General features: G+C 38.8%; 18 protein-coding genes. 3 read left to right on the forward strand and 15 right to left on the reverse strand.

Annotated elements, in window-relative coordinates; all coding sequences use genetic code 11:
• The first annotated feature begins 104 nt into the window (after window positions 1–104).
• Together HB912_RS08915 and HB912_RS08920 are read left to right on the forward strand one after the other, a co-directional pair.
• On the forward strand, window positions 105–944 hold the full coding sequence (locus tag HB912_RS08915) for a sulfite exporter TauE/SafE family protein (protein WP_036073044.1): 840 nt from the start codon (window positions 105–107) through the stop codon (window positions 942–944).
• Window positions 945–1,316 (forward strand): DUF1634 domain-containing protein, encoded by a 372-nt coding sequence (locus HB912_RS08920; RefSeq protein ID WP_185373911.1) that lies wholly within the window; start codon window positions 945–947, stop codon window positions 1,314–1,316.
• A 55-nt stretch (window positions 1,317–1,371) separates the two neighbouring features.
• Here HB912_RS08920 and HB912_RS08925 read toward each other — a convergent pair whose 3' ends face one another.
• From HB912_RS08925 to HB912_RS08940, 4 genes are all read right to left on the reverse strand, one after another.
• Complete coding sequence (locus HB912_RS08925; RefSeq protein ID WP_185373913.1) at window positions 1,372–2,217, reverse strand: DUF72 domain-containing protein; 846 nt, start codon at window positions 2,215–2,217, stop codon at window positions 1,372–1,374.
• A 93-nt stretch (window positions 2,218–2,310) separates the two neighbouring features.
• Window positions 2,311–3,069, reverse strand: coding sequence for a tyrosine-protein phosphatase (locus HB912_RS08930; protein ID WP_036073049.1), 759 nt, complete (start codon window positions 3,067–3,069; stop codon window positions 2,311–2,313).
• A gap of 20 nt (window positions 3,070–3,089) precedes the next feature.
• Window positions 3,090–4,025 carry a ribose-phosphate diphosphokinase gene (locus HB912_RS08935; protein WP_185373915.1) on the reverse strand — a complete coding sequence of 312 codons (936 nt, stop codon included), beginning with the start codon at window positions 4,023–4,025 and terminating at the stop codon, window positions 3,090–3,092.
• A 142-nt stretch (window positions 4,026–4,167) separates the two neighbouring features.
• A complete protein-coding gene (locus HB912_RS08940; RefSeq protein ID WP_185373917.1) occupies window positions 4,168–4,392 on the reverse strand; it encodes a DUF896 domain-containing protein in 225 nt (74 codons plus the stop codon).
• Between the two features lie 216 nt (window positions 4,393–4,608).
• On the opposite strand from HB912_RS08940, the gene HB912_RS08945 reads away from it, so the two are divergent.
• Window positions 4,609–5,574 (forward strand): cation diffusion facilitator family transporter, encoded by a 966-nt coding sequence (locus HB912_RS08945; RefSeq protein ID WP_185373919.1) that lies wholly within the window; start codon window positions 4,609–4,611, stop codon window positions 5,572–5,574.
• A gap of 59 nt (window positions 5,575–5,633) precedes the next feature.
• Here the strand turns inward: HB912_RS08945 and HB912_RS08950 are convergent, their stop codons facing one another.
• The 11 genes from HB912_RS08950 to HB912_RS13370 all read right to left on the reverse strand — a co-directional run bounded on the left by HB912_RS08950 (window position 5,634) and on the right by HB912_RS13370 (window position 22,233).
• The gene (locus HB912_RS08950; RefSeq protein WP_185373921.1) at window positions 5,634–6,413 is read right to left on the reverse strand and encodes a carbonic anhydrase; all 780 of its coding nucleotides are present in this window, start codon (window positions 6,411–6,413) and stop codon (window positions 5,634–5,636) included.
• A 258-nt stretch (window positions 6,414–6,671) separates the two neighbouring features.
• Window positions 6,672–7,415 (reverse strand): alpha/beta hydrolase, encoded by a 744-nt coding sequence (locus HB912_RS08955; RefSeq protein WP_185373923.1) that lies wholly within the window; start codon window positions 7,413–7,415, stop codon window positions 6,672–6,674.
• Window positions 7,416–7,648: 233 nt separating this feature from the next.
• Window positions 7,649–9,802, reverse strand: a complete 2,154-nt coding sequence (locus HB912_RS08960; RefSeq protein WP_185373925.1) for a glycosyltransferase family 39 protein — start codon at window positions 9,800–9,802, stop codon at window positions 7,649–7,651.
• Window positions 9,803–10,014: 212 nt separating this feature from the next.
• Window positions 10,015–11,307, reverse strand: coding sequence for a phosphopyruvate hydratase (gene eno / locus HB912_RS08965; protein WP_185373927.1), 1,293 nt, complete (start codon window positions 11,305–11,307; stop codon window positions 10,015–10,017).
• A 412-nt stretch (window positions 11,308–11,719) separates the two neighbouring features.
• Window positions 11,720–13,252: a 2,3-bisphosphoglycerate-independent phosphoglycerate mutase gene (gene gpmI, locus HB912_RS08970; RefSeq protein ID WP_185373929.1), complete on the reverse strand. Its 1,533-nt coding sequence runs from the start codon at window positions 13,250–13,252 to the stop codon at window positions 11,720–11,722.
• Window positions 13,253–14,008, reverse strand: coding sequence for a triose-phosphate isomerase (gene tpiA / locus HB912_RS08975; protein ID WP_185373931.1), 756 nt, complete (start codon window positions 14,006–14,008; stop codon window positions 13,253–13,255). It abuts the gene before it with no gap.
• Window positions 14,009–14,037: 29 nt separating this feature from the next.
• The gene (locus HB912_RS08980) at window positions 14,038–15,228 is read right to left on the reverse strand and encodes a phosphoglycerate kinase (protein WP_036073067.1); all 1,191 of its coding nucleotides are present in this window, start codon (window positions 15,226–15,228) and stop codon (window positions 14,038–14,040) included.
• 111 nt (window positions 15,229–15,339) lie between these two features.
• Entirely contained in the window at window positions 15,340–16,350 is a 1,011-nt protein-coding gene (gene gap, locus HB912_RS08985; protein WP_036073070.1) for a type I glyceraldehyde-3-phosphate dehydrogenase, read from the reverse strand.
• 37 nt (window positions 16,351–16,387) lie between these two features.
• Window positions 16,388–17,434, reverse strand: a complete 1,047-nt coding sequence (locus HB912_RS08990) for a sugar-binding transcriptional regulator (protein WP_185373933.1) — start codon at window positions 17,432–17,434, stop codon at window positions 16,388–16,390.
• A 398-nt stretch (window positions 17,435–17,832) separates the two neighbouring features.
• The gene (rpoN, locus tag HB912_RS08995) at window positions 17,833–19,176 is read right to left on the reverse strand and encodes an RNA polymerase factor sigma-54 (RefSeq protein WP_185373935.1); all 1,344 of its coding nucleotides are present in this window, start codon (window positions 19,174–19,176) and stop codon (window positions 17,833–17,835) included.
• Window positions 19,177–19,440: 264 nt separating this feature from the next.
• On the reverse strand, window positions 19,441–22,233 hold the full coding sequence (locus HB912_RS13370) for a CDP-glycerol glycerophosphotransferase family protein (protein WP_185373937.1): 2,793 nt from the start codon (window positions 22,231–22,233) through the stop codon (window positions 19,441–19,443).
• Window positions 22,234–22,376: the final 143 nt, after the last annotated feature.

Genomic DNA, 22,376 nt, shown 5'->3' on the forward strand with positions numbered 1-22,376 from the left:
TAAAATTTCCATTTTGACACGCAACAAAGTCAAATTCTACTTTTCAAGTCGTTCTTTTTGGCGTATGATAAAAAGACAAATAGAGAGAAGGAAGTGATCAATTCTTGGATATCACACAAACACTTGAAATCCTCTTGATTGCCATATTCGCGGGTATCATTGGCTCCATTCTTGGACTTGGTGGAGGCATCATCATGACGCCAGCCCTAACCCTTATTTTCGGCATCGACATCCAGTATGCGATTGGGGCCAGCATTATCTCCGTTATCGCAACAAGTAGTGGCTCAGCAATCGCCTACATTAGAGACCGGATCACGAATCTTCGGGCCGGAATGTTTCTTGAAATCGCGACAACGCTCGGGGCAATCACTGGTGCTTTCATTGGCGGACTACTTTCCGCAACAGCACTCTACATAATTTTCGGGCTCTTACTCCTTTATTCCGCCTTTAATATGATTAAAAAAGTCGGTTCAGAATTCCCACAAAACGTCAAACCTGACCCAATCGCAACCAAACTTAAACTTCACGACAGTTACTATGACAAAGCATTACGCAAAGAAGTCCCCTACGAAGTCGCTAACGTGCCAGCAGGGTTCGGAGTGATGTACGGGGCAGGAATCGCAAGCGGACTTCTTGGTATTGGAAGCGGCGCGTTCAAAGTCATGGCACTGGACGTCTTCATGAAACTTCCGCTCAAAGTCTCAAGTGCCACAAGCAATCTCATGATGGGCGTTACGGCTGCGGCAAGCGCAACCGTCTATCTCTTTAAAGGCGACATTGACCCAACAATCGCTGCTCCCGTTGCAATCGGCGTCTTAATTGGCGCAACATTAGGTACAAAAGTGATGCAGCGCTTAAAAAGCAAAGTCATCCGCCTCGTCTTCATCCCCGTCTTGCTCTACGTTGCCTTACAAATGATTCTTGAAGGATTGGGGTGGGTTTAAATGAACACTAAAAAAAGCAAAGATAAAGAAATGTATCAAGTCGAAGCCGTAGTTGGCGGCTTACTTCGCATTGGCGTCATCGTGAGCGCAGCCATCATCATCCTCGGTCTCATTCTTTATATCGCAACCGGCTCAAGTGGCTATCCCGGAACTACTTACCCGACTACACTCGCAAGCATTTTCTCGGGACTCGTCAAACTTAAACCCTTTGCCGTGATCATGTTCGGACTATTTTGCCTCATTTTAACACCTGTTTTCCGTGTAGTCGTCTCGCTCTTTACCTTTCTTAAAGAAAAAGATTACCTTTACGTCGGTATCACAGGCATCGTCCTCGTCATTCTCGTCATTAGTTTTTTAATTGGAAAAGGGTGAGTATAGCATAGAAAAGCCAGATGGAGCTACTTTCCACCTGGCTTTTTCTAATCATTTAAAACTCCGAAAACAAATCCATTTGCATGGGAGCTAGACCATCAAAATGAATCTCTAATTCTTTCTGAAGTGCCTTCGCATTGTCAGCCGCATCCCCGCCGCTGTTATTATTAAAAATCACTACAATTTCTTTTGAATGCTCTCCGAGATGCTTGATATAATCGGCCCATTCCGCGATTTCTTCCGCATTATAGCGATACAGCGTACGCACTTCCCGCCATTCAGGACTATTCGCTTTCATCCAGCCATATTGATTGCGGCCATGAAGTCGCACAAGCGTCACGTCGGGATTCGTCGCCCGGAGCACAATTGGAACACTCCGTGTTCCAATTTGCGGCTCATCGACAACCACGTGAATGAATCCAAGTTCAGTCAGTAGCGCTAGCGTTTTTTCATAATTTGTATCACTATACCAGCTACTATTCCGAAATTCAATCGAAACTGGCAAATCGCCCATCTGCTCTTTCACATGCCGCAAATACTGAACATTTTCTTTTGTACAATTAAAAAATGGCGGAAATTGAAATAAAATCGCTTTGAGTTTCCCCGATTCACTAATTGGCGCAATCGCATCCATATAGCAACGGTACATTTCTATTTCTGAATCATAATAATCTTTCCATTCTTTATGCATCGTCATCGCTTGGAATGCTTTCACCACAAACCGAAACACATCTGGCGTGCCACTTGCCCAATTGGCTGTCGTTTTCGGAGAAGGGATCGCATAAAAACTTGTATCCACTTCAACAAGTGGAAAATGAGCCGCGTAATCGGCAAGTTTATGCTTAGAAGACAACTGCAACGTATCATGATCGCTCCAGCCCGTTAGTCCAATTGTGATCATCGTTTTCCCACCTTCCTTGCAAACCTTTTCTTCATTATAGCGCATCTTAAAAAGCGACTCAAAAAAAGAGAACGGAAAAATCCGTTCTCTTTTCTAGAATAAGAAAAATCGTTTCTTTATTTCTGTCGGCTCATCAAAATCAATTTGCTCATTTTGCAAAACAAGTCTCGCATTTTCTAAAAGCAAATCCGCTTGTTCTACCCCAATGTTTTGTTTTAAGCTTTGTACCGCTTGGTCTACTTCCATTGAGCGCCCTTCGTAAAAATGGGCGTCTGTCGCCATAAAATGTACGAGGTTCGCTTCAAGTAGCTGGTCGCTGAACTTTTTAATTTTCTTGCCCAGTACACCAGCAAAGCTTCCCCAAGTCAGTTGCGCCAGCGCACCGCCTTCTACAAGCCTGTACAATACTTCATAATTTTTTCGAATTTCCACATTTCGCTCGGGGTGAGCAATAATCGGAATATACCCCTTCATCTGCAAATTAAAAAACAATTCTTGTGCGAAAAACGGCACAGATTCTGTTGGAAATTCAATTAAAATATATTTGGAGTCCGCAAGCGTTAATACAGACCCATTTGCCAGATTCTCAAGCATTTCGCCATGGAGACGCACTTCCTGCCCTGGATGGACAACTAGCGGAATATTTTCCTCCACGAGTTTGGTATTTAAATCTTCTACCCGTTTTCTGACCTCATCACCTGGATTCGAGAAACGCCCTTTCAAGTGATGTGGCGTTGCAATGACATCTGTATAGCCTTGATCAACAGCTTGTCTTGCCATTATCAAGCTGTCTACTAATTCTTTGGGACCATCATCGATTCCATTTAAAAGATGGCAGTGAATATCAATCATTTTGTAAAACCTCCTTCACCTTAAAAAAGCGGATGAAGCGATTTATTTTCCTGCACGCCTCTAATGGCCTGCGCAAGTAAATCACTGATGGTAATCATTGTTAATTTATCATCCAATTTTCCTTCTGATATATCAATCGAATCGGTCAGCACAATTTCACTAATTCTCGATTCATTCAGCCGCTCTGCTGCCTGGCCTGCCAAAACGGCATGTGTTGCGCACATCACAACTTTTTCTGCCCCCTCTTCAAGCAACTTATCGCAAGAAGTGGTTGCCCGGTAAGCCGTGTCAATAATGTCATCTACGACAATTGCAAGCTTTCCTTTTACTTCACCAATGACGGATGAAATTTCCCGTTCATTCGGACGTGGTTTCCGGTTCAAAATCGCAATCGGAGCATGAAGTTTGTCAGCTACTCGGCGCGCACGAACAACCCCGCTATGATCTGGAGCAACGACAACAACATCTTCGTTACTATATTTTTCTTCAAGATGATCAGAAAGAAGTGGAACAGCCGAAACATGATCAATTGGGATATCGAAAAATCCCTGAATTTGGGCTGCATGCAAGTCTACTGAAATGAGTCTTGTTGCACCTGCTTCCTGCAAAAGATTTGCAATCAATTTTGCCGTAATCGGTTCACGGCTTCTGGCTTTTCGGTCTTGTCTCGAATAACCATAATATGGAATCACAAGTGTGATAGAAGCGGCAGAAGCACGCTTTAGTGCATCAACCATAATAAGCATTTCCATAATCCGTTCATTTACATTGGCATCCATTGATTGAACAACGTAACAGTTCATCCCCCGGACACTTCTACCAATGTTTACCTTCACTTCGCCATCGCTGAATTTTTGCAGATCAACTTCGCAAAGTGGTACATCTAGTTTTTCAGAAATCTTTTGTGCAAGCGGGCGTTCATTCGTTACTGAAAAAAGCCTCATTTCATTCGACATTTTGATCTCCTTTCAAATGTAACAATTCATCTAGCTCTATTATATAAAACGAAACAGCTCGCCGCAATGAGTTTGGTTATAAGTTTTAAAAAAGACTCTCTAAAACCTGTTAGAGAGTCCTTTACCACACATTTATTTTCATTTAAGCATTTAATTCGGCTTTTATATCTTTTAACTTTTGCGGTGTCACATCATCGCCAAGCGGATCAATGATGGTCACATGATGCAAATTGTCTTGAACAGTTCCGCGAATCATCGCACAATATTCTTTGCGAAGTTCAGCTTGATGCTCTTTTTCGCTCGCCGTTAGCTCGCCTTTCTTTTGCTTTGCAGCATAGTTATTGATTTTTGCCAACAGTTCTTTCATGTGATCCCTCCTCTTATTAGTTACTATTTGTAAGTAACTACGGAAATCATAACACATTGGTCAAAAAAAGTCAAACCAGTTTACTTAAGGCTTTTTAAGCAGAAATAATAAAATTTAGCGTTATTCTTGTAATTTATTTCATAAAATTTTAGTCTGGTGACTTTTCGTGCTAAAATAAAAAATATGATTTAAAACCAGTCGAAAGAAGGAATGAACTTGAAAGAGTTTTTTCAACTACTCAAGCACGGAAACACCTCTGCTCTCACCGCGGCTATTGTAAATGGAATCGTCTCACTCGTCAAAGGAATAACTTATTTTTTTACAGGAAACGTTGCCATGTTTGCTGAAACGCTTCACAGCTTGGGAGATGCGGCGAACCAACTCTTTGTGTTCACAGGCTCTGCGCTTAGTAAAAAGCGACCTACAAAAAAGTTTCCAAAAGGCTTTGGTCGAATTGTTAATCTCGTATTGCTCTTTGCGGTCATTGTCGTCGGCATTATGGCCTATGAGACAGTAAAAGAAGGGATATCCCATATTTTTCATCCAGCCGAATCTACTGGTTTTCTGATCAATTTGATCGTTTTACTTGCTTGTACGGCACTTGAATCTACAGTTCTTTTAAAAGCCATGCGAGAAATTGTTGCCGAGTCTGGTGAAGAAGCCTCTGGATTTAAGATCATTCCTGCTGCCGTGCGTAATTTAAAATCGGCTAAAGCAGCGACAAAACTCGTTTTTATGGAAGATTCCGTTGCAACCGCTGGCGGTTTACTTGCTGCGATTGCTGTTGTTATTTCCCACTTTACGCCTTTCCATCAAGCAGAAGGAATCGCTTCAATCTTGATTGGTCTTCTCATGTTCATCGTCGTTGGTGAAGTTTTCCTTGATAATGCAGGTGGGGCAATTGGAAAATCTGATGAAGGCATGAACCTCCAAGTCGGACAAAGGATTATGTCAGACCCAGATGTACGAGATATTCAAGTTTTGACCGTTATCAAAGAAGGCGATACTTTCCATGTCGATGCCGAAGTGGAGCTGGATACCACTTTAACACTCGCTGAAATTGATGACATTCGAGATAGAATTGAAGATGATGTTCTTAAAATCAAAGGAGTTTCTGATGTTGTCATCACTTTTGACGAAGTTGACAATACACTTGACTGGCAATATGGTGATGGTCGCTAACTTATCATCTCCACCCTCCAAAAAAGCCATGACTGCTTTGCAGTCATGGCTTTTTTCATTTATTCAATATGCTCCAAGACTGTTCGTCCATTAAGCGGTTGTATCTTACGATTATTTGAATCATAGTATTTATTAAATGCTACAATCTGCGCTTTCGAGACTTCAACTGGATTTTTCATGACATACCATTCTACATTTTCAGAAAGTGGCGGCGTTGTGAGGGAACCAATGTAATGGTAATAGGTTTTATTAGCTGGGATCATTTGAGTAGCATTGACTTCATCTGCTACATCTGCTTTCTCACCAGCCTTGATATTATCTAAAACTGTTTGAAAAGCAGCATTCTCTTTTCCTTCCTTAAAGAAAACGGCAATAACTGCTAACCGTCCATCTTGCGCTTGATTCACAAAATGTACTTCAATCGGATAATGCTTATCATTTACAGTATGCTCACTTTTAGCATGGAAATGAAATTGCTCTAAATCAAATTTCCGTCCGTCAATAACAGCCGAACCAGTGTCATCAACTTGTATGCTATGGCCATTATCCACCTCATCCACAACTGTTTTGCTGTAATTCAGTTCGATTTTTCCCTCATCTTTCATTTGTTCCGTTTTTGCCGTTTCAATATTAATCGGAGATTGTGAATCCCCCGCTTCGAACTCCCATCCTTTTTGATCATTATAATCAAGATGGTCCTCAGATTTTGCCTTGGCTTTCTTTTCTGTTTTGTTTTCATTATTTGCGCTTGATTTTTTTGCAGTATCATCATTTGAACAACCTGCAAAAAGAAGCGAAAACGAAAGAACAGACGCTGCTACAAGTGTTGCTTTTTTCAAAATATTTCCTCCTCAAAATTTATTATTGCGTCAATACTATACCGCTTAGATATTAAAAAAGCTATGGATAAAATATTAAAAAAAAAGAAAAAACTATCGCTTTTGCATATAAACTAACACTTGACATGAAGCAAATAATTTGCTTATAATCAAAAAAATTGCCTATATCTATCATTTTTCTCAACTTGTTTACTTGAATTACCTTTCAAGAAACAAAAAAAGCACTAGCCATCCATCGGCTAATGCTTCAAATCTTAATTAAATAACCTCTTCTTCAAACCAGTTCAAATCGTCCAAGAAATAAACCACGTCTTCTTCCAAAATATCTTTTTCTCCATCATTCACGATATCATGTCCGCTACTTTGGTAGAAACAAAGCTGTTTATCTGGCGTATGAATGTGTTTAAAAATATAATTTGCGTCATCCGCTTCAATTTCCTCATCTTGGCAACCTTGGCCAATCATTGTTGGAACTTTGATTTTTTCAATATCTTTTGCAACCTGCTTATAAAAATCCGATCGCGCATTTGCCATTGTGTTGATTTCAGGTTCATAGCTTTTCAGCATCGCTTCCGCTTCATCACCTGAAATGCCTTCTTTACGCAACTGCTTCATCAAATATTTTCCAACTGGGATGTAACGCATTTTTTTGTTTACGTTCGCGCATAAAGGAACGATCGCTTTTGGCGAAAAAGACTCCGCCATTCGAAGAGCGAAAACGCCACCCATCGCGACACCAACAATAGCAATCTCATGATATCCTTCTTTTTCTAAAAAAGTGTAACCTGAAACCGCATCTTCGTACCACATATCAGGCGTTGTCTTCAAAAACAGCGCCGGCTCATCTCCGTGACCTCGAAAGTTCGGCGCATAAACCGTATAGCCATTTTCAGCTAAATGTTCGCCTAAACTCCTCACATCTTCTGTCGTTCCCGCAAACCCATGCAGGAGCAAAACAGCACGATTTCCTGCTTTAATCATAAAGCTACGATCCGCACTCATTTGTAAGCAGTCCTCCTAAAAAAATAGATCATTCCGCGAAAAAATCGCAAATGCAATAGCCATATCATAACGCGAACCAAGACGCCTGTCAACACCTAAATTCCGACTTTTTTTGCACTTTTAACAAGAACCACGAAACAAGGCTTCCCGCCTAATCTTCCCTCTTCCAAAAGAGGAAGCTTTCACCAAATTAAAAGCCCGCCAAAGTCAATTTGACGAGCTAGAACTTCCTTTTAAAATAAGCCTTCCTTCGCATCTTCCTGCCCGGTGAAAATCCGCCCAGCTGGAGAAACCTTTAGCAAGCAGAGCCACAAACCGATCAAAATACTCGTAAACGCCGTAAATAGTATCCAAAATGCCGCAACACTCATCAAAGGCTGTTCCCGAAACGTGCTAACCGTAAAGCCAATATTCGTGTGTTCCATAACTTTGCCATTCACATAAAGCTTGCCTGCCGGATAAAGCGAGAAATTCTTAGAATTATACCTGCCGAGACTAAGCGCATGCCCATGTCCAGCATCTCCCTTTGTAATTTCCGTGAATTTCAACTTATAACGTCCACCATTGGTATGAACTGGTTTGGGTAGATTAATGACTTGGTTGGGTGCATTAAACTCGCTACCCTTCATATCAAACTGCCGTAGTTTCTTTCCACTCGTGTCATCATAAAGAGCAATTCGGTATTCTCGTGACGCATCTGGTTCTTGGATCACTTTGAATGTTAACTGATTAAAAGGTTCATTAGCGATAAACGTCTCCGCTACAACACTGTCTGATGTAATAGGAGTTCCTAGATATGCATAGTCTTGTTTCACTTGATAAACATGAAATGGCCTTTTTTCTTGCGCAAGCGTATTGAATTGAAGTCCAAAACAGACAATAGCAGTAGCAAAAACAACAGCACTTCCAACAAGAAACGGACGATGTAAACTTGTCCGCCAATTATTCGTTGTACGATTCGCTAGGAGCTCTACCAAGAATTTAATGCCATAAAGAGCTGAAAGAAGCATTAGCGGTGTGAATAAAAGAATATAGCGCTGGTTTGCTTCCCAAATCAAGTGGAACAATATGACACCAACGAGCGTGACATTTAAGAAAAATGCGAAATCAAACTTCTTGCATTTGAAAAAGCGAAGCGCACCAATTGCGATACATAATAAACTCATAATATGAAAAATCTGCGCAAACGTATAAATTAGAATTTTTCGATCGCCAAATAAATAATTGAATGTTGGCGTAAACTCGTTGGTTGAATTAATATACCAAGCATAAGCACGTGACCCATCTGTCCATGTATTCTTTAACTTGTTGTTATAAAGTGTCAAAAGTTCCTTAGCTGAATAATTTTGCAAACGCTCTTTAATCACCTTTATATTTGCTTCTTTTTTAGCTTCTTTGCTATGAAAAGATGACGTATACTGAAATTCATTGGTACTATAGCGACCAGCAGGCTCAGAAAGCCCCATCATCACAAAATGTGTCGGCGGAACCTCGTAACGATCATTTTTTTCGAAACCAAATAACGAATAAAAGGGCATAGCAACTGAGGTGACAAGTAAAAACATAATGCCAATAGAAGCAAGGCTCAGTAAAAACTTTTTGTAGTTTTTAGCAAGCCAAACGTGAATAAGTAGAGCAGGAAGTAAAATGATCAAATTTGGTTTAGCTTGATAGCCTATGGCAAATAACAAGCCGATCACAAGTAGCAACCACCAGCTTCCCTTCTTCAGATACCGATAGTAGACTAAGATAATAAGCGAAACAAATGGCAAAGCAATCGTATCCGTATAAAAATAAAGCGTATAAGTAAAAAGTGAAACACAGGTTAGTACCACAAGTAAGAATAAGTTAGCCATTCGAATTCCCAGTGAATCTTTTACTACATAGACCAAGGAAAAAATGGTAACGAGCATAGATAACATAACCCAAAGATTATCAAGCAAATAGAAATTCTCAATCCCAATATGCGAGCCAAAATTATAAATTCCATAGCGCAAGATTGTAACAAAAATATTATTTAAGTAGGTTTGGAAATATGTATAATCTTGAAAATGTCCGCCATTTGCGAGCATTGTAAGCACCTGCTGCTTTACAACAAAACTATCCACGTACATATTCATCTTCATTGTAAGTGCTAAAAACAGCTGGAAGACGATAACAACCGTGACTAATGCAATAAAAATCAATCTATTTGCCTTTTGGTTTAACAATGTAAACCCTTTGAAAATGGCAATAAACAAAAAAATAGCCGCTAAAGCAAAGAGAAACAAGTTAAAAGAATTGCCAATAACCTCCATAAACGGATAAGCAATACTTAGATAGGCTAAATAGGCAATAACTATTACGAAAGCAGATGTAAAACTATAGCCAATTACTCTTCTAAACATTTTTTTGATACATCCTTCCTTACTAATTACAAATAATACTTTTCTTCTTTTTTATGTATAAAAAATTCATCCGATAAATAAAAAGCAGTGAAAATCTGCAACAACTCTATTTATTCTAGCAAAAACTACTCTTTTTGGAAAGTGAACTCATAAAAAAACAGCCGTTTCCTCTCAGAAACAGCTGTTTTTGCGAATAAGTCATCAAAACAAACTTATTTTTTCAAGTTGTAGAAGGCTTTAAGACCGCGGTACTGAGCAAGGTCTTGAAGATTGTCTTCGATGCGAAGCAATTGGTTATATTTAGCAACACGGTCAGTACGAACTGGCGCACCAGTTTTGATTTGACCAGCGTTTGTAGCAACTGCGATATCAGCAATTGTAGAATCTTCTGTTTCACCAGAACGATGAGAAACAACTGCAGTATAGCCAGCTTCTTTAGCCATTTCAATAGCATCTAGAGTTTCAGTAAGCGTACCGATTTGGTTAACTTTGATAAGGATTGAGTTAGCGATACCTTCTTCAATACCTCTTTCAAGTTTTTCAGTATTAGTAACGAACAAGTCATCACCAACAAGTTGAACTTTTTTACCAATACGTTCAGTAAGAAGTTTGAAACCTTTCCAGTCGTTTTCATCCAATCCATCTTCGATTGAGATGATAGGGTATTTATTGATCATTTCTTCGTACCAAGCAACCATTTCTTCAGAAGTACGAGTTACGCCTTCCCCTTTAAGTTCATAGTTACCAGAATCACGGTTATAGAATTCAGAGCTTGCAGCATCCATTGCAATCTTAACTTGTTCACCTGGTTTATAACCAGCAGCTTCAATAGCTTCGATGATAGCTTCGATCGCTTCTTCATTCGATTCAAGGTTAGGAGCAAATCCACCTTCATCACCAACACCAGTGTTAAGACCTTTATTTTTAAGAACACCTTTAAGCGCATGAACAATTTCAGCACCCATACGAAGTGCTTCTTTAAAGTTAGGAGCACCTACAGGCATAACCATAAATTCTTGAATATCAACATTATTATCAGCATGTTCTCCACCATTTAAGATATTCATCATAGGAACAGGAAGAACTTTTGCATTTGTACCGCCGATATATTCATAAAGATGAACACCAAGTTCATCAGCAGCAGCACGAGCAGCAGCAAGAGAAACACCAAGAATAGCATTCGCACCTAATTTACCTTTATTAGGAGTACCATCAAGAGTAATCATAGCCTTATCAATACCAATTTGATCCGTCACATCAAAACCGATAATTTTTTCAGCAATAATATCGTTAACATTTTCGACAGCTTTCAAGACACCTTTACCAAGGTAGCGAGATTTGTCGCCGTCACGAAGTTCAACAGCTTCGTATTCACCAGTAGAAGCACCACTAGGAACAAGAGCGCGACCAAACGCACCAGCTTCTGTATAAACTTCAACTTCGATAGTAGGGTTACCACGGGAATCAAGGACCTCACGTGCGTAAACTTCAGTAATAATGGACATTTAAATTCTCTCCTTTGTTGGGGCTCTTATGAGCAAAGCGAATTAGAGCCCCAATATGCATGCGAGCAAAGCGAGCATGTAATCCTCAAAAGGCTCTTATGAGCAAGGAACTAAGACAACGGCCGGAGCTCCAATCCTCAAAAGGCTCTTATGAGCAACGAGCCAAGACAACAATCCGAGCTCTAATCCTCAAAAGGCTCTTATGAGCAAGGAACTAAGACAACAGCCTGAGCTCCAATCCTTAAAAGGTTCTCACGAACAGCTGACCATAAAAGGCTAGCATCCAAACCCTCAAAAAACCATACAAGCAAAATTCAACATACATATTGGGAAACCGCAAAACTCATCCCCACAATTTAATTACATTTTTATTGTAGCTTTGTTTACTAAAAAACAAAAGTAAAAACTATGTTTATTTTTCAATCAAGCTTTCACCAGTCATTTCAGCAGGTTTTTTAACACCTAAAAGGTCAAGCATAGTTGGTGCAACATCCGCAAGACGACCATCCGTACGCAAAGTAGCACCTTTTTTCGTTACAATAACAGGAACAGGGACCGTAGTATGAGCCGTATGTGGTTTACCTTCCGGTGTCACCATTGTTTCCGAGTTACCATGATCGGCGAAAATCACAGCCGAACCGCCTTTTTCAAGAATCAAGTCAACGACACGTCCAAGATTTTCATCTACCGCTTCAATCGCTTTGATTGTCGGTTCAAGCATCCCAGAGTGTCCAACCATATCGGGGTTGGCAAAATTCAAGATAATCGCATCATGTTTATCATTTTGAATATCGGCAACAAGTGCATCCGTAACTTCATACGCACTCATTTCAGGTTGTAAATCATAAGTTTCCACTTTTGGCGAATTGATCAAAATTCGATTTTCACCTGGGAATTCTTCATTACGACCACCATTCATAAAGAAGGTAACATGCGGATATTTTTCAGTTTCAGCGATACGAAGTTGCGATAGCCCTTCATTCGATAAAACTTCCCCGATTACATTTTTCATTTCAATCGGTTCAAATGCAACCTCAGCATCCACACTTGGATTATAAAGCGTCATCGTCACAAATTTAACATTTTTCGGATGTTTCGCGCCACGGTCGAAATGTTCCCATTCCTTATCCGTAAACGCGTTAGAAAGCTGAATCGCACGGTCAGGACGGAAGTTGAAGAAAATAACAGCATCGTTGTCTTTAACAGTAGCAACTGGTCTGCCGTCTTTTTCAATAATTGCAGGAACCACAAATTCATCATTCTTCCCATTTTCATAAGAAGTTTCAACTAATTTGACTGGATCTACAAACTTTTCGCCTTCCCCATAAACAATGGCTTTGTATGCTTTTTCAACACGTTCCCAACGTTTATCACGATCCATCGCATAAAAACGTCCAGAAACAGTAGCAATTTGACCATAACCAAGTTTATCGATTTCCGCTTGAAGTTGTTCTAAATACTCAATTGCTGATTGTGGCGCCACGTCGCGACCATCAAGAAACGCATGAATATAAGTGTTTTTGACACCTTTTTCTTTTGCAGTTTCAAGTAAAGCTGTTAAATGATTGATATGGCTATGCACACCACCATCAGATAAAAGACCAAACAAATGTAAATCAGAATTGTTTTCTTTTGTGTGGCTAAATGCGTTATTAAGAGCTTTATTCTCTTGGAATTCGCCTTCTTCGATTGCTTTATCGATTCTAGTTAAACTTTGATAAACAATGCGTCCAGCTCCGATATTAGTGTGTCCTACTTCCGAGTTCCCCATTTGACCATCTGGAAGACCAACGTCAAGTCCAGAAGCTTTTAGCGTACTATGCGGAAATTCAGCCCAATATTTATCGAAATTTGGTTTTTTTGCTTGTGCAACAGCATTACCAACTGTTTCATCTCGTTTACCAAATCCATCCAAAATAATAATTGCTACAGGAGATTTACTCATTTATTTTACTGCCTCCAATAATGCCAAGAACGATTTAGGTTCTAAGCTTGCGCCTCCTACAAGAGCTCCATCGATATCCGATTCAGCCATGTATTCTGCAATATTTTCAGGTTTAACACTGCCGCCGTATTGAATACGAACTGCTTCCGCTGCTTTTTCAGAAACAGCTTCCGCAACAGTTTTACGAATCACAGCACAAGTTTCATTTGCATCTTTGCTTGTTGAAGATTTACCTGTTCCAATTGCCCAGATTGGTTCATAAGCAATAATGGATTTAGATACTTGCTCTTCAGTCAAGCCTTTAAGTGAAGCTTTAATTTGACCACTTACCCAGTCGTTTGTTTGTCCAGCTTCTCTTTGCTCTAAAGTTTCGCCGCAGCAAATGATTGGTAACATGCCATGTTTTAAAATAGCATGTGCTTTTTTATTGATGTCTTCGTCTGTTTCATGGAAATACTCACGACGTTCAGAGTGGCCGATTACAACATAAGAAACACCAAGATCGGCAAGAGCAAATGGACTTGTTTCTCCGGTGAATGCACCTTCATCTTCGAAGTAACAATTTTGCGCTGAAATTTGCAAATTTGTACCTTCAGTAAGACGAGTTAAGTCACGTAAGAAAAGTGCTGGAGAAGCAATTACAGAGTCTACAGCTTCTCTTCCAGGAACTTTACCTTTTACTTCTTCAACAAATTCAGCTGCTTTTGCGGCCGTTTTGTTCATCTTCCAGTTTCCTGCAATAATTGGTTTACGCATGAAAAACATCCTTTCGCACTTTATTTTTATTATTTATCACTAATGGCTGAAACGCCAGGAAGTTCTTTTCCTTCTAAGTACTCTAGTGAAGCTCCGCCACCAGTTGAGATATGCGTGAATTTATCCGCATAACCAAGTTGCATTGCTGCTGCTGCAGAGTCGCCACCACCGATGATTGTTGTCGCATCTTTCAAGTTTGCAATCGCTTCGCAAACACCAATTGTTCCCTTCGCGAAATTGCTCATTTCAAATACGCCCATTGGTCCGTTCCAAACAACAGTTTTCGCACCTTGAAGCTCTTTTGTGAAGAGTTCAATAGTTTTCTCGCCAATATCAAGACCTTCTTCATCAGCAGGAATTTCATCTGATGCAACAGTATGGAAAGGCACGTCATTACTGAATTCTTTTGCAACAACTGTATCAATTGGAAGCACTAGCTTGTCGCCAGCTTTTTCCATTAGGCTTTTTGCAAGATCCACTTTATCTTCTTCAAGAAGTGAAATCCCAACTTCATAGCCTTTTGCTTTCATGAAAGTATAAGCCATACCGCCACCAATTAGTAACTTATCGGCAACTTTTAGCAAGTTTTCAATAACACCGATTTTATCAGAAACTTTTGCACCACCAAGAATGGCAACAAATGGACGATCTGGGTTTTCAACAACGCCACCAATAAATTTGATTTCTTTTTCCATTAAGAAACCAGCTGCTGTGTCAAGATGAGAAGCAATCCCAACATTGGATGCGTGAGCACGATGAGCCGTACCAAAAGCATCGTTTACAAATACGTCCCCAAGGCTAGCCCAGTATTTACCAAGTTCTGGATCATTTCCACTTTCTTTTTTACCATCAATATCTTCAAAACGTGTATTTTCAAATAGAAGGACGTCGCCGTCTTTCATTTCATTGATTGCATTTTCAAGTTCTGGACCACGAGTCACAGGAACAAATTTCACTGCTTTGCCTAGTAATTCGCTTAAACGTTCAGCAACTGGGCGAAGAGTTTTGTCTTTTTTATCTTCTTCGGTTTTCACTTTTCCAAGGTGGGAAAATAGAATTGCTTTCCCATGATTTTCAATAATGTACTTGATCGTTGGAAGGGCAGCAACAATACGGTTATCGTTTGTAATTTTGCCATCTTGCATCGGAACATTAAAGTCAACGCGGACAAGAACTTTTTTGTCATTCAAGTCTAAATCAGTGATTACTTTTTTAGCCATTTCACATTTCCTCCATTACTTAAAAGATTTTTAAGTCGTTTTAACAAACAAGCGGAAACAAACTTCTTTGTCTCCGCTTATTCGGTTAAAACTATTTAGTTCCTACTTAAATTATTTAGCAATTTTAGCGAAGTATTCAAGTGTACGAACTAGTTGAGCAGTGTAGCTCATTTCGTTATCGTACCAAGAAACTGTTTTAACAAGTTGTTTGTCGCCAACAGTCATTACTTTTGTTTGAGTTTCGTCAAATAGTGAACCGTAAGTCATACCTTTAATGTCAGAAGAAACGATTTGATCAGCTGTGTAACCAAATGTATCAGGATCGCTTGCATCTTTCATTGCTTTGTTTACATCTTCAACAGAAACTGTTTTGTCAAGAACTGTTACAAGTTCAGTTAATGAACCAGTTGGAACTGGAACACGTTGAGCAGCTCCATCCAATTTACCTTTAAGGCTTGGAAGTACTTCACCAATTGCTTTAGCAGCACCAGTGGAGTTAGGAACAATGTTTTCAGCTGCTGCACGAGCACGACGGAAGTCACCTTTAGGGTGTGGACCATCAAGAGTCATTTGGTCACCAGTGTATGCGTGGATTGTAGTCATAAGACCTTCAACGATACCAAATTTTTCATCTAGAGCTTTAGCCATTGGAGCTAAGCAGTTTGTTGTACAACTTGCACCTGAAATAACTGTTTCAGTTCCGTCAAGTGTTTCATGGTTAACATTGTAAACGATTGTTTTCATGTTACCAGTTGCAGGTGCAGAGATAACAACTTTTTTAGCACCAGCTTTAAGGTGAAGTTCAGCTTTTTCTTGAGTTGTGAAGAAACCAGTACATTCAAGAACGATTTCAACACCTAGATCGCCCCAAGGAAGTTCTTCTGGGTTACGGTTAGCAAGAACTTTTACTTCTTTACCATTTACTTTGAAGAAACCATCATGTACTTCAACATCGCCATCGAATCTACCTTGCGTTGTATCATATTTTAAAAGATGAGCTAACATTTTAGCATCTGTTAAATCATTGATCGCGACTACTTCGATTCCTTCTACTTCTTGGATACGACGAAATGCTAAACGTCCAATACGTCCAAAACCATTAATACCAACTTTAACTGTCATAAGTCATTTTCCTCCTTAGAAAAATAAGTGAAATTTTTTATTTCAAAAGGGTATTACTCCCTTTTAAAAGCATATTTGCTGCTCCTTCATCAGTCACGAGAATCGTGTTTTTCGGAGCGCTCTTCATGTAGGATTTGATTGCTTTAGCCTTTGATGAGCCACCAGCAATCGCAATGATGTGTGGAATCTTTGCTAAATCTTCAAACTGCAAGCCGAAAGTTGATACTTTATGAACAACTTCCCCTTGTTCATTGAAGTAATAACCGAAAGCTTCACCCACTGCTTTTCGCTCAGTGATTTTCTGGATCACTTCTTCACTAGTATGGCGTCTTTTCGCCATCGTAAGCGCATCGCCCACTCCATGAACGATTGCATTAGCAGATTGTACAAGGCGTAAACCTTCTTGAATCGCAGGTTCTTTTAAAAGAGAACGGTAGGCTTCTTCACCGAGTTGTTCTGGGACATAAAGCACCCCATGTTTCGTTCCTGTTTTTGTTGCTATTCGGTCGCAAATCGTATTGGCTTGATTATCCAAATCCTCTCCGATTCCGCCCCGTCCAGGAACAAACAGTAATTCTCGCCCTTTGGCAAAATCACTTGGCATCGTATCGGCAAAAGCAGCCATTGTAGAGCCGCCCATAATCGCGATGATGTTTCGCTTTTTAGTTAGCGCCAAATCAAGTTGTTTGACGGCAACTCGTCCCATTTCTTCACGAACCCAAGGTGTAACATCGCTGTCACCTTGAACGACTAAACACTTTTGAATGTTTAGGACTTCTGAAAGCTGATTTTCGATTGAATGTAACCCCGAGAGCTGATTCATCGCGCTTTCTAAATCGCGAAAAACAACAAGCCCTTCCTCGGTGACTGTCATTCCGGATGACCTGATATCGATCAATCCTTGTGTTTTCAAAAACTCAACTTCGCCGCGAAGAACTCGCTCGCTCATGCCAAGCATTCCAGCTAACGTCCGTCTACCAACAGGTTCTGCAAAATAAATGGAGCGCAAAATCTGATAGCGTTTTTGCATAACGGCCAGCACATCGGGTAATAATTTTTTTTGGATGCTTATTAAATCTGACATAGTTATTACTCCTCGTCGATCTGGACAATCATAGACCCACATAGCCACGAAACGTCCCATCAGAATTAAAAAAAGTAGCGGTAAAGGTTATCACAATTCAAAATATGGATCGGATTATTTAAATGAGACTCCCCATTTGAAACCTTTTTTCGCTTTGTTTGTAGCCTTATAAAGTTATTCATTCTCTTTCATTACCCTACGAAAACATTGTAACAGGCAGGAGCAAATACTTCAAGTAATAAGTAGGGAATTTATATAAAAACAATAGAAAATTTACAATCTCTTTATACCTCATCTTGTTCAGAGTATCTTAATTTCTTTTTAAAAGTTTTTCATTTGAATTCCCGGTTCAATAAAAGGACAAAAAAAGCCCCTAAAAGAGACTTTTAATGACTAATTTAATCAAACCGCTTACGTTTAGATGAAGAAGGGATGGAAAGCTCTAATCGATATTTAGCCACTGCCCTTCTAGAAATTTCGATATTCTTTCCTTCTAATAGTTCAACGATTTTTTGATCAGATAACGGCTTTTTCTTGTCTTCTTGTTCAATGTACTCATTAATCCATTCTTTAATGCTCGTGCTAGAAACACCACCAGCATCTTCTGAATCATCATTTTTCTTTGGTAAAGCCGAGGAAAAGAAAGATTTTAATTCAAAAACTCCATTTGCTGTTTCAAGATATTTTCCATTTACAGCACGCGAAACGGTTGATTCATGCACACCTATTTCTTCAGCAATTTCTTTTAAGGTGAGCGGAATAAGTGGTTTTTGGGAATCTGTAAAATGGTCTTGTTGATGTCGAACAATCGCTTTCCCGACTCGTTCAAGCGTATCCTCGCGCTGTTCCATCCCTTTTTTCAGCCAATCATATTCCCCTGTTTTTTGTTTTAGAAACTCGGATACTTCTTTTTCTTTGTTATCGTTCAATTGTTTATAGTATTGTTCCTGGAATCGAATTTGCGGCAAGAAGTTTTTTGCTATAGAAACGATCAATTCTCTACCTTCTTGTTGCAAAATCAAATCCGGAACTACATACTGAACCGTTTCTGTTTCAAATTCGGACCCTGGCTTTGGCTGCAATGTCCGCACATAATCTGCAACTTCTTGAATGTCTGACAACTCCACATCAAAGGCTTTCGCAATATTTTTCCATTTTTTATTTGCAAAATCCTCAAAATACTCATTAAGCAGATCATACGCAATATAGGGTGCATCACTTGATCTATCAATTTGCAGCAAAATACATTCCTGCAAATTCCGCGCAGCTACACCGGCTGGTTCTAGACTTTGAAGCACTTGAAGTACTTGAAAAATCTCTGTTTCTTCTCGCTTTAAATTATGAGCAATCGTTTTCAAGTCAATCGTCAAATAACCCGACGGCGATAAACTTTCAATTAAATAGAGAGCTATTTTCTTTTCAGTTTGTGATAAGTCAAGAAGCATGATCTGGTCTTGTAAGTGTTCTGAAAGTGTTTCAGAGCGGCTCACTACTTGTTCAAGAAAATCATTCCCCGCTTGTGCTGTATTTTTACGTTTTTTATAAGAATAATCGGTTGCAATATCTGCGCCCGACGTTACTTCAATTAAAGGATTTTCAAGCGCTTTTTCTTCTAAAAACGCGGTAAGGTCTGCGGCAGTGAATTGAAGCATTGCAATCGACTGCGACAATTGCTGTGTCATTGCCAGTTTCATCGTTTGCTTTTGCGCCTGTTTTTGGACAAAACTCGATTCAAGCCTCACAAAATATCCCTCCCGTGTTCAAATTCCCCTTAGCGGCAAATTACAAATTTACCTTTGCTCCATTATATCACCCTCACTTCTTTTTTGTAATGCTTTTTTGAAACGAAAGGATTTTTCTTCTTCCATTATAAAAGACCCTCTTTCTGCTTAGAGGGTCTTGTTATTTAGCGTGGTAAGTGGTTTATTGAGAGTTCATAATCAATTTTCTATTAGCAACAGCATACGATGTAAATTAACTTGCATACTCCCTTCCCACTAGACAATTTATTCGGACATCACTTTTCTTTGCGGAGCTTCCTCATTATCTCTTCTTCTCTTTGAAGATTTAGCACGAACTCCTATTATTTGGTTGAGCATATCCCAAAGTGTAGATCGATTATTTTCGGAACAATAAGTGAAAAACTCACGATGAATTTGTTGGTGATCTACTTTACTTTCAAAATTGCGTTGCGCTAAGCTTTCTAGCGCCATCAAAACTTCATTCTGATCAAAAGCAACATCTCCAATAAAGATACTTTGAAAATCAATATAATCCCTTTTATAATGCGTTGCGAAGAAATCACTCTGATCAAATTGTGTGAAAATAACGGGCTTCTTCATATATAAAAAGTCAAAAAACACACTCGAATAATCTGTAATCAACAAATCACTTTGCTTCAACAATTTTTGTATAGGTTCTTTTTGGACAAATTGAATTTGTTCATTCCTATCAAAGCATTCCAAAAAACCTTGAAATTCATAATGTAAATAAAATTTGCATTGAAGTTGATGTTGTTTTAAAAAGCGTAGGAATTTCGGATCATTAATTAATGTGTTGAAAAACCGAAAATACGCAGATTGTTTAAAAGTATTCATTGTAGATGCAGTTTCTTCAGAATGCTGAAGGTAAGATTTCCCAGCTAAGCCTACTCGCCATGTTGGCATAATAAGAATAGTTTTCTTCTCATCCTTCTTGATGTTTGGTTCCAGAAGTTTATCAAAGCGAGATAAGCCCGCAGCTAGTAAATCCGATTCTTGGTAGTTTCCTTTACGCATAAAGCGTTCCTTTTCATAATGATTTGAAATTAGTACTTTTGCATAATTTGTCTTATATTTTGAAAGCGGGTAGTAAACATCATTGTACGTAATCCCATGCTGAATGAAAATCCTTTGATAATTTATCAGATCGCCAAAAATATTATAGTAGGCTTCTTTTGTATAGTTAGTTGGTTTCATATAAGCATCAATATCATAAGCGTTAACAAGTTGACAGGCATTTAACAAATATAAATAATGCTTAATGGAATCCTTTTTGATAACTTTTCCATAAAGTGCCGCTTGCTCATAACCAGGGCTACCTGCTTGCCCAATATAATAATGGTGCTTATCTTGAGAAGCCACATATTTAAAAAAGTGCGCTGCATTATCTTGAAACGTATCTCCCCGTTCCCCAATAAGCACAATGTTTTTTCGAAAGAAAAAATATGGCTTAGTCAACCAATAGGCTAGGCGCAGTTTTCCACCAACTCGCAGCTTCCTTCCTTTGAAAATTTTGTTAAATTGATATTTAAAGGAATCCCGTACTGTTGTCGCATATATAAGTAACTGCTTATGCTCTTTTTCCCAAACTAAACGAAAACTCCCTTTTGCAGCTGGATAAACCCCTTGAAATTTTCCAATCATGCCTGAAAAACGCAGGGGTAACGTGACAGTTTCCGAAGTACTCTCATCTTTTAATCGATAAGATAATGATGAAATGTTATTTTTATTCAACTTCATAAGAATTTCATGAGGTAGATCAAAAAACACACCTAGTACAGCTTCCTTTCCAACAGTGTGCAAACTATCATAACGAGGAAAGGTTTTTGCTTCAATTAAAACTTCTTTCTCATCAATTTTCAGTACCAGGTCCAGCTGATTTTTCAATTTATCAAAATGTACATGTGGTAAAACGATCTCTCCAATGAGGCGAAGAGCAGTGTCTTTATTTTCAATAAAATCAATCCAAATAGAGAAAGGATTGCTTTCTAGCTTTGCAGTTACTCTCGTTCTTCTTATTGGAATCATAATTTTCTGGTTTTTCACACGTAGAAACTCTGTTGTAAAGTATCCAGCCTTAAAAGTTTCCCAATCTTCTTCATAAAGGCTATAATATAGCCATTTATTCTTGGTTGTAATGAATGATGAGATAAGAGGAAAAGGAACCTGTTGATACAGAGTGGTCAAGCGATCAAATAATTCTTTTTTTTGCTTTTCCGTGAACTGACTAAAGTTTCTTTCAAAAGCAATTAAAAAGCCATTATATGTTCTTGCGACAAATTGACAAATTTCTTCTTTCATTTTAGGTGTCGCTACTTGAATTTCTAATAAATGCTCATTTACAGTTAAATGATCCAAGAAATTTTGCGGGTTAAGAAATAATTGATCCATGATTGAAGAGGACTCCTCTCTTTTTCTATATCTGTAAACCACCTTATCTATAAGCCCAATTTTCTTGGCCTTTAACATTAAAGGAATAATTGCAAAAGCATCTTCAAAAGTCATCCCCTCAGGAAAAGAAAACTGCTGATTTTTTAGCCACTCCGTTCGAAATAATTTATTACATGGGGAAGGACAATGAATAGCTTTCATACCGTTTGTTTCAAGATCAAGGATATAGTCTCCAGAACCAAATAGACTTTTCCACACATAATTTGGGGTTTGAGCCGGAAACATCTCAATATCCCCCATTACAATGTTCAAGGAATGTTTATTGATAAAGTTCAACATTTTGAAACATGTGTAAGGATATAGTTGATCATCAGAATCCACAAACATAAGAAATGGGGTCACTGTTAGTTGAATTCCCATGTTCCGAGCAGCGGCAACTCCTTTTCCTTTGTTTTTATAAACATGGATATTCGGATAACTCTTGCTCGCCTTTACACAAATATCGTAACTTTTATCTTCAGAATGATCATCAATTAAAATAATCTCTAGGTTCTCATAAATTGACTGGTTAGCTAAAGATTCAATACAAGAGGAAATGTATTTTTCAACATTATACACAGGGACAATTATCGTGATTTCCTTCTCCACATTTTTCTCTCCTTTTTGTTTTTCTCAGTTGTTAAAAAATTATTCACAAACCATCTGACATCCACATACATCCAAAGCATTTTGTTTTTAAGCTAAAGATATTTTCTAAACCGATTTGTTGCAAAAACCTTAGATTTACGAAA

Source organism: Listeria aquatica (assembly GCF_014223975.1).
GTDB classification, from domain to species: domain Bacteria; phylum Bacillota; class Bacilli; order Lactobacillales; family Listeriaceae; genus Listeria; species Listeria aquatica.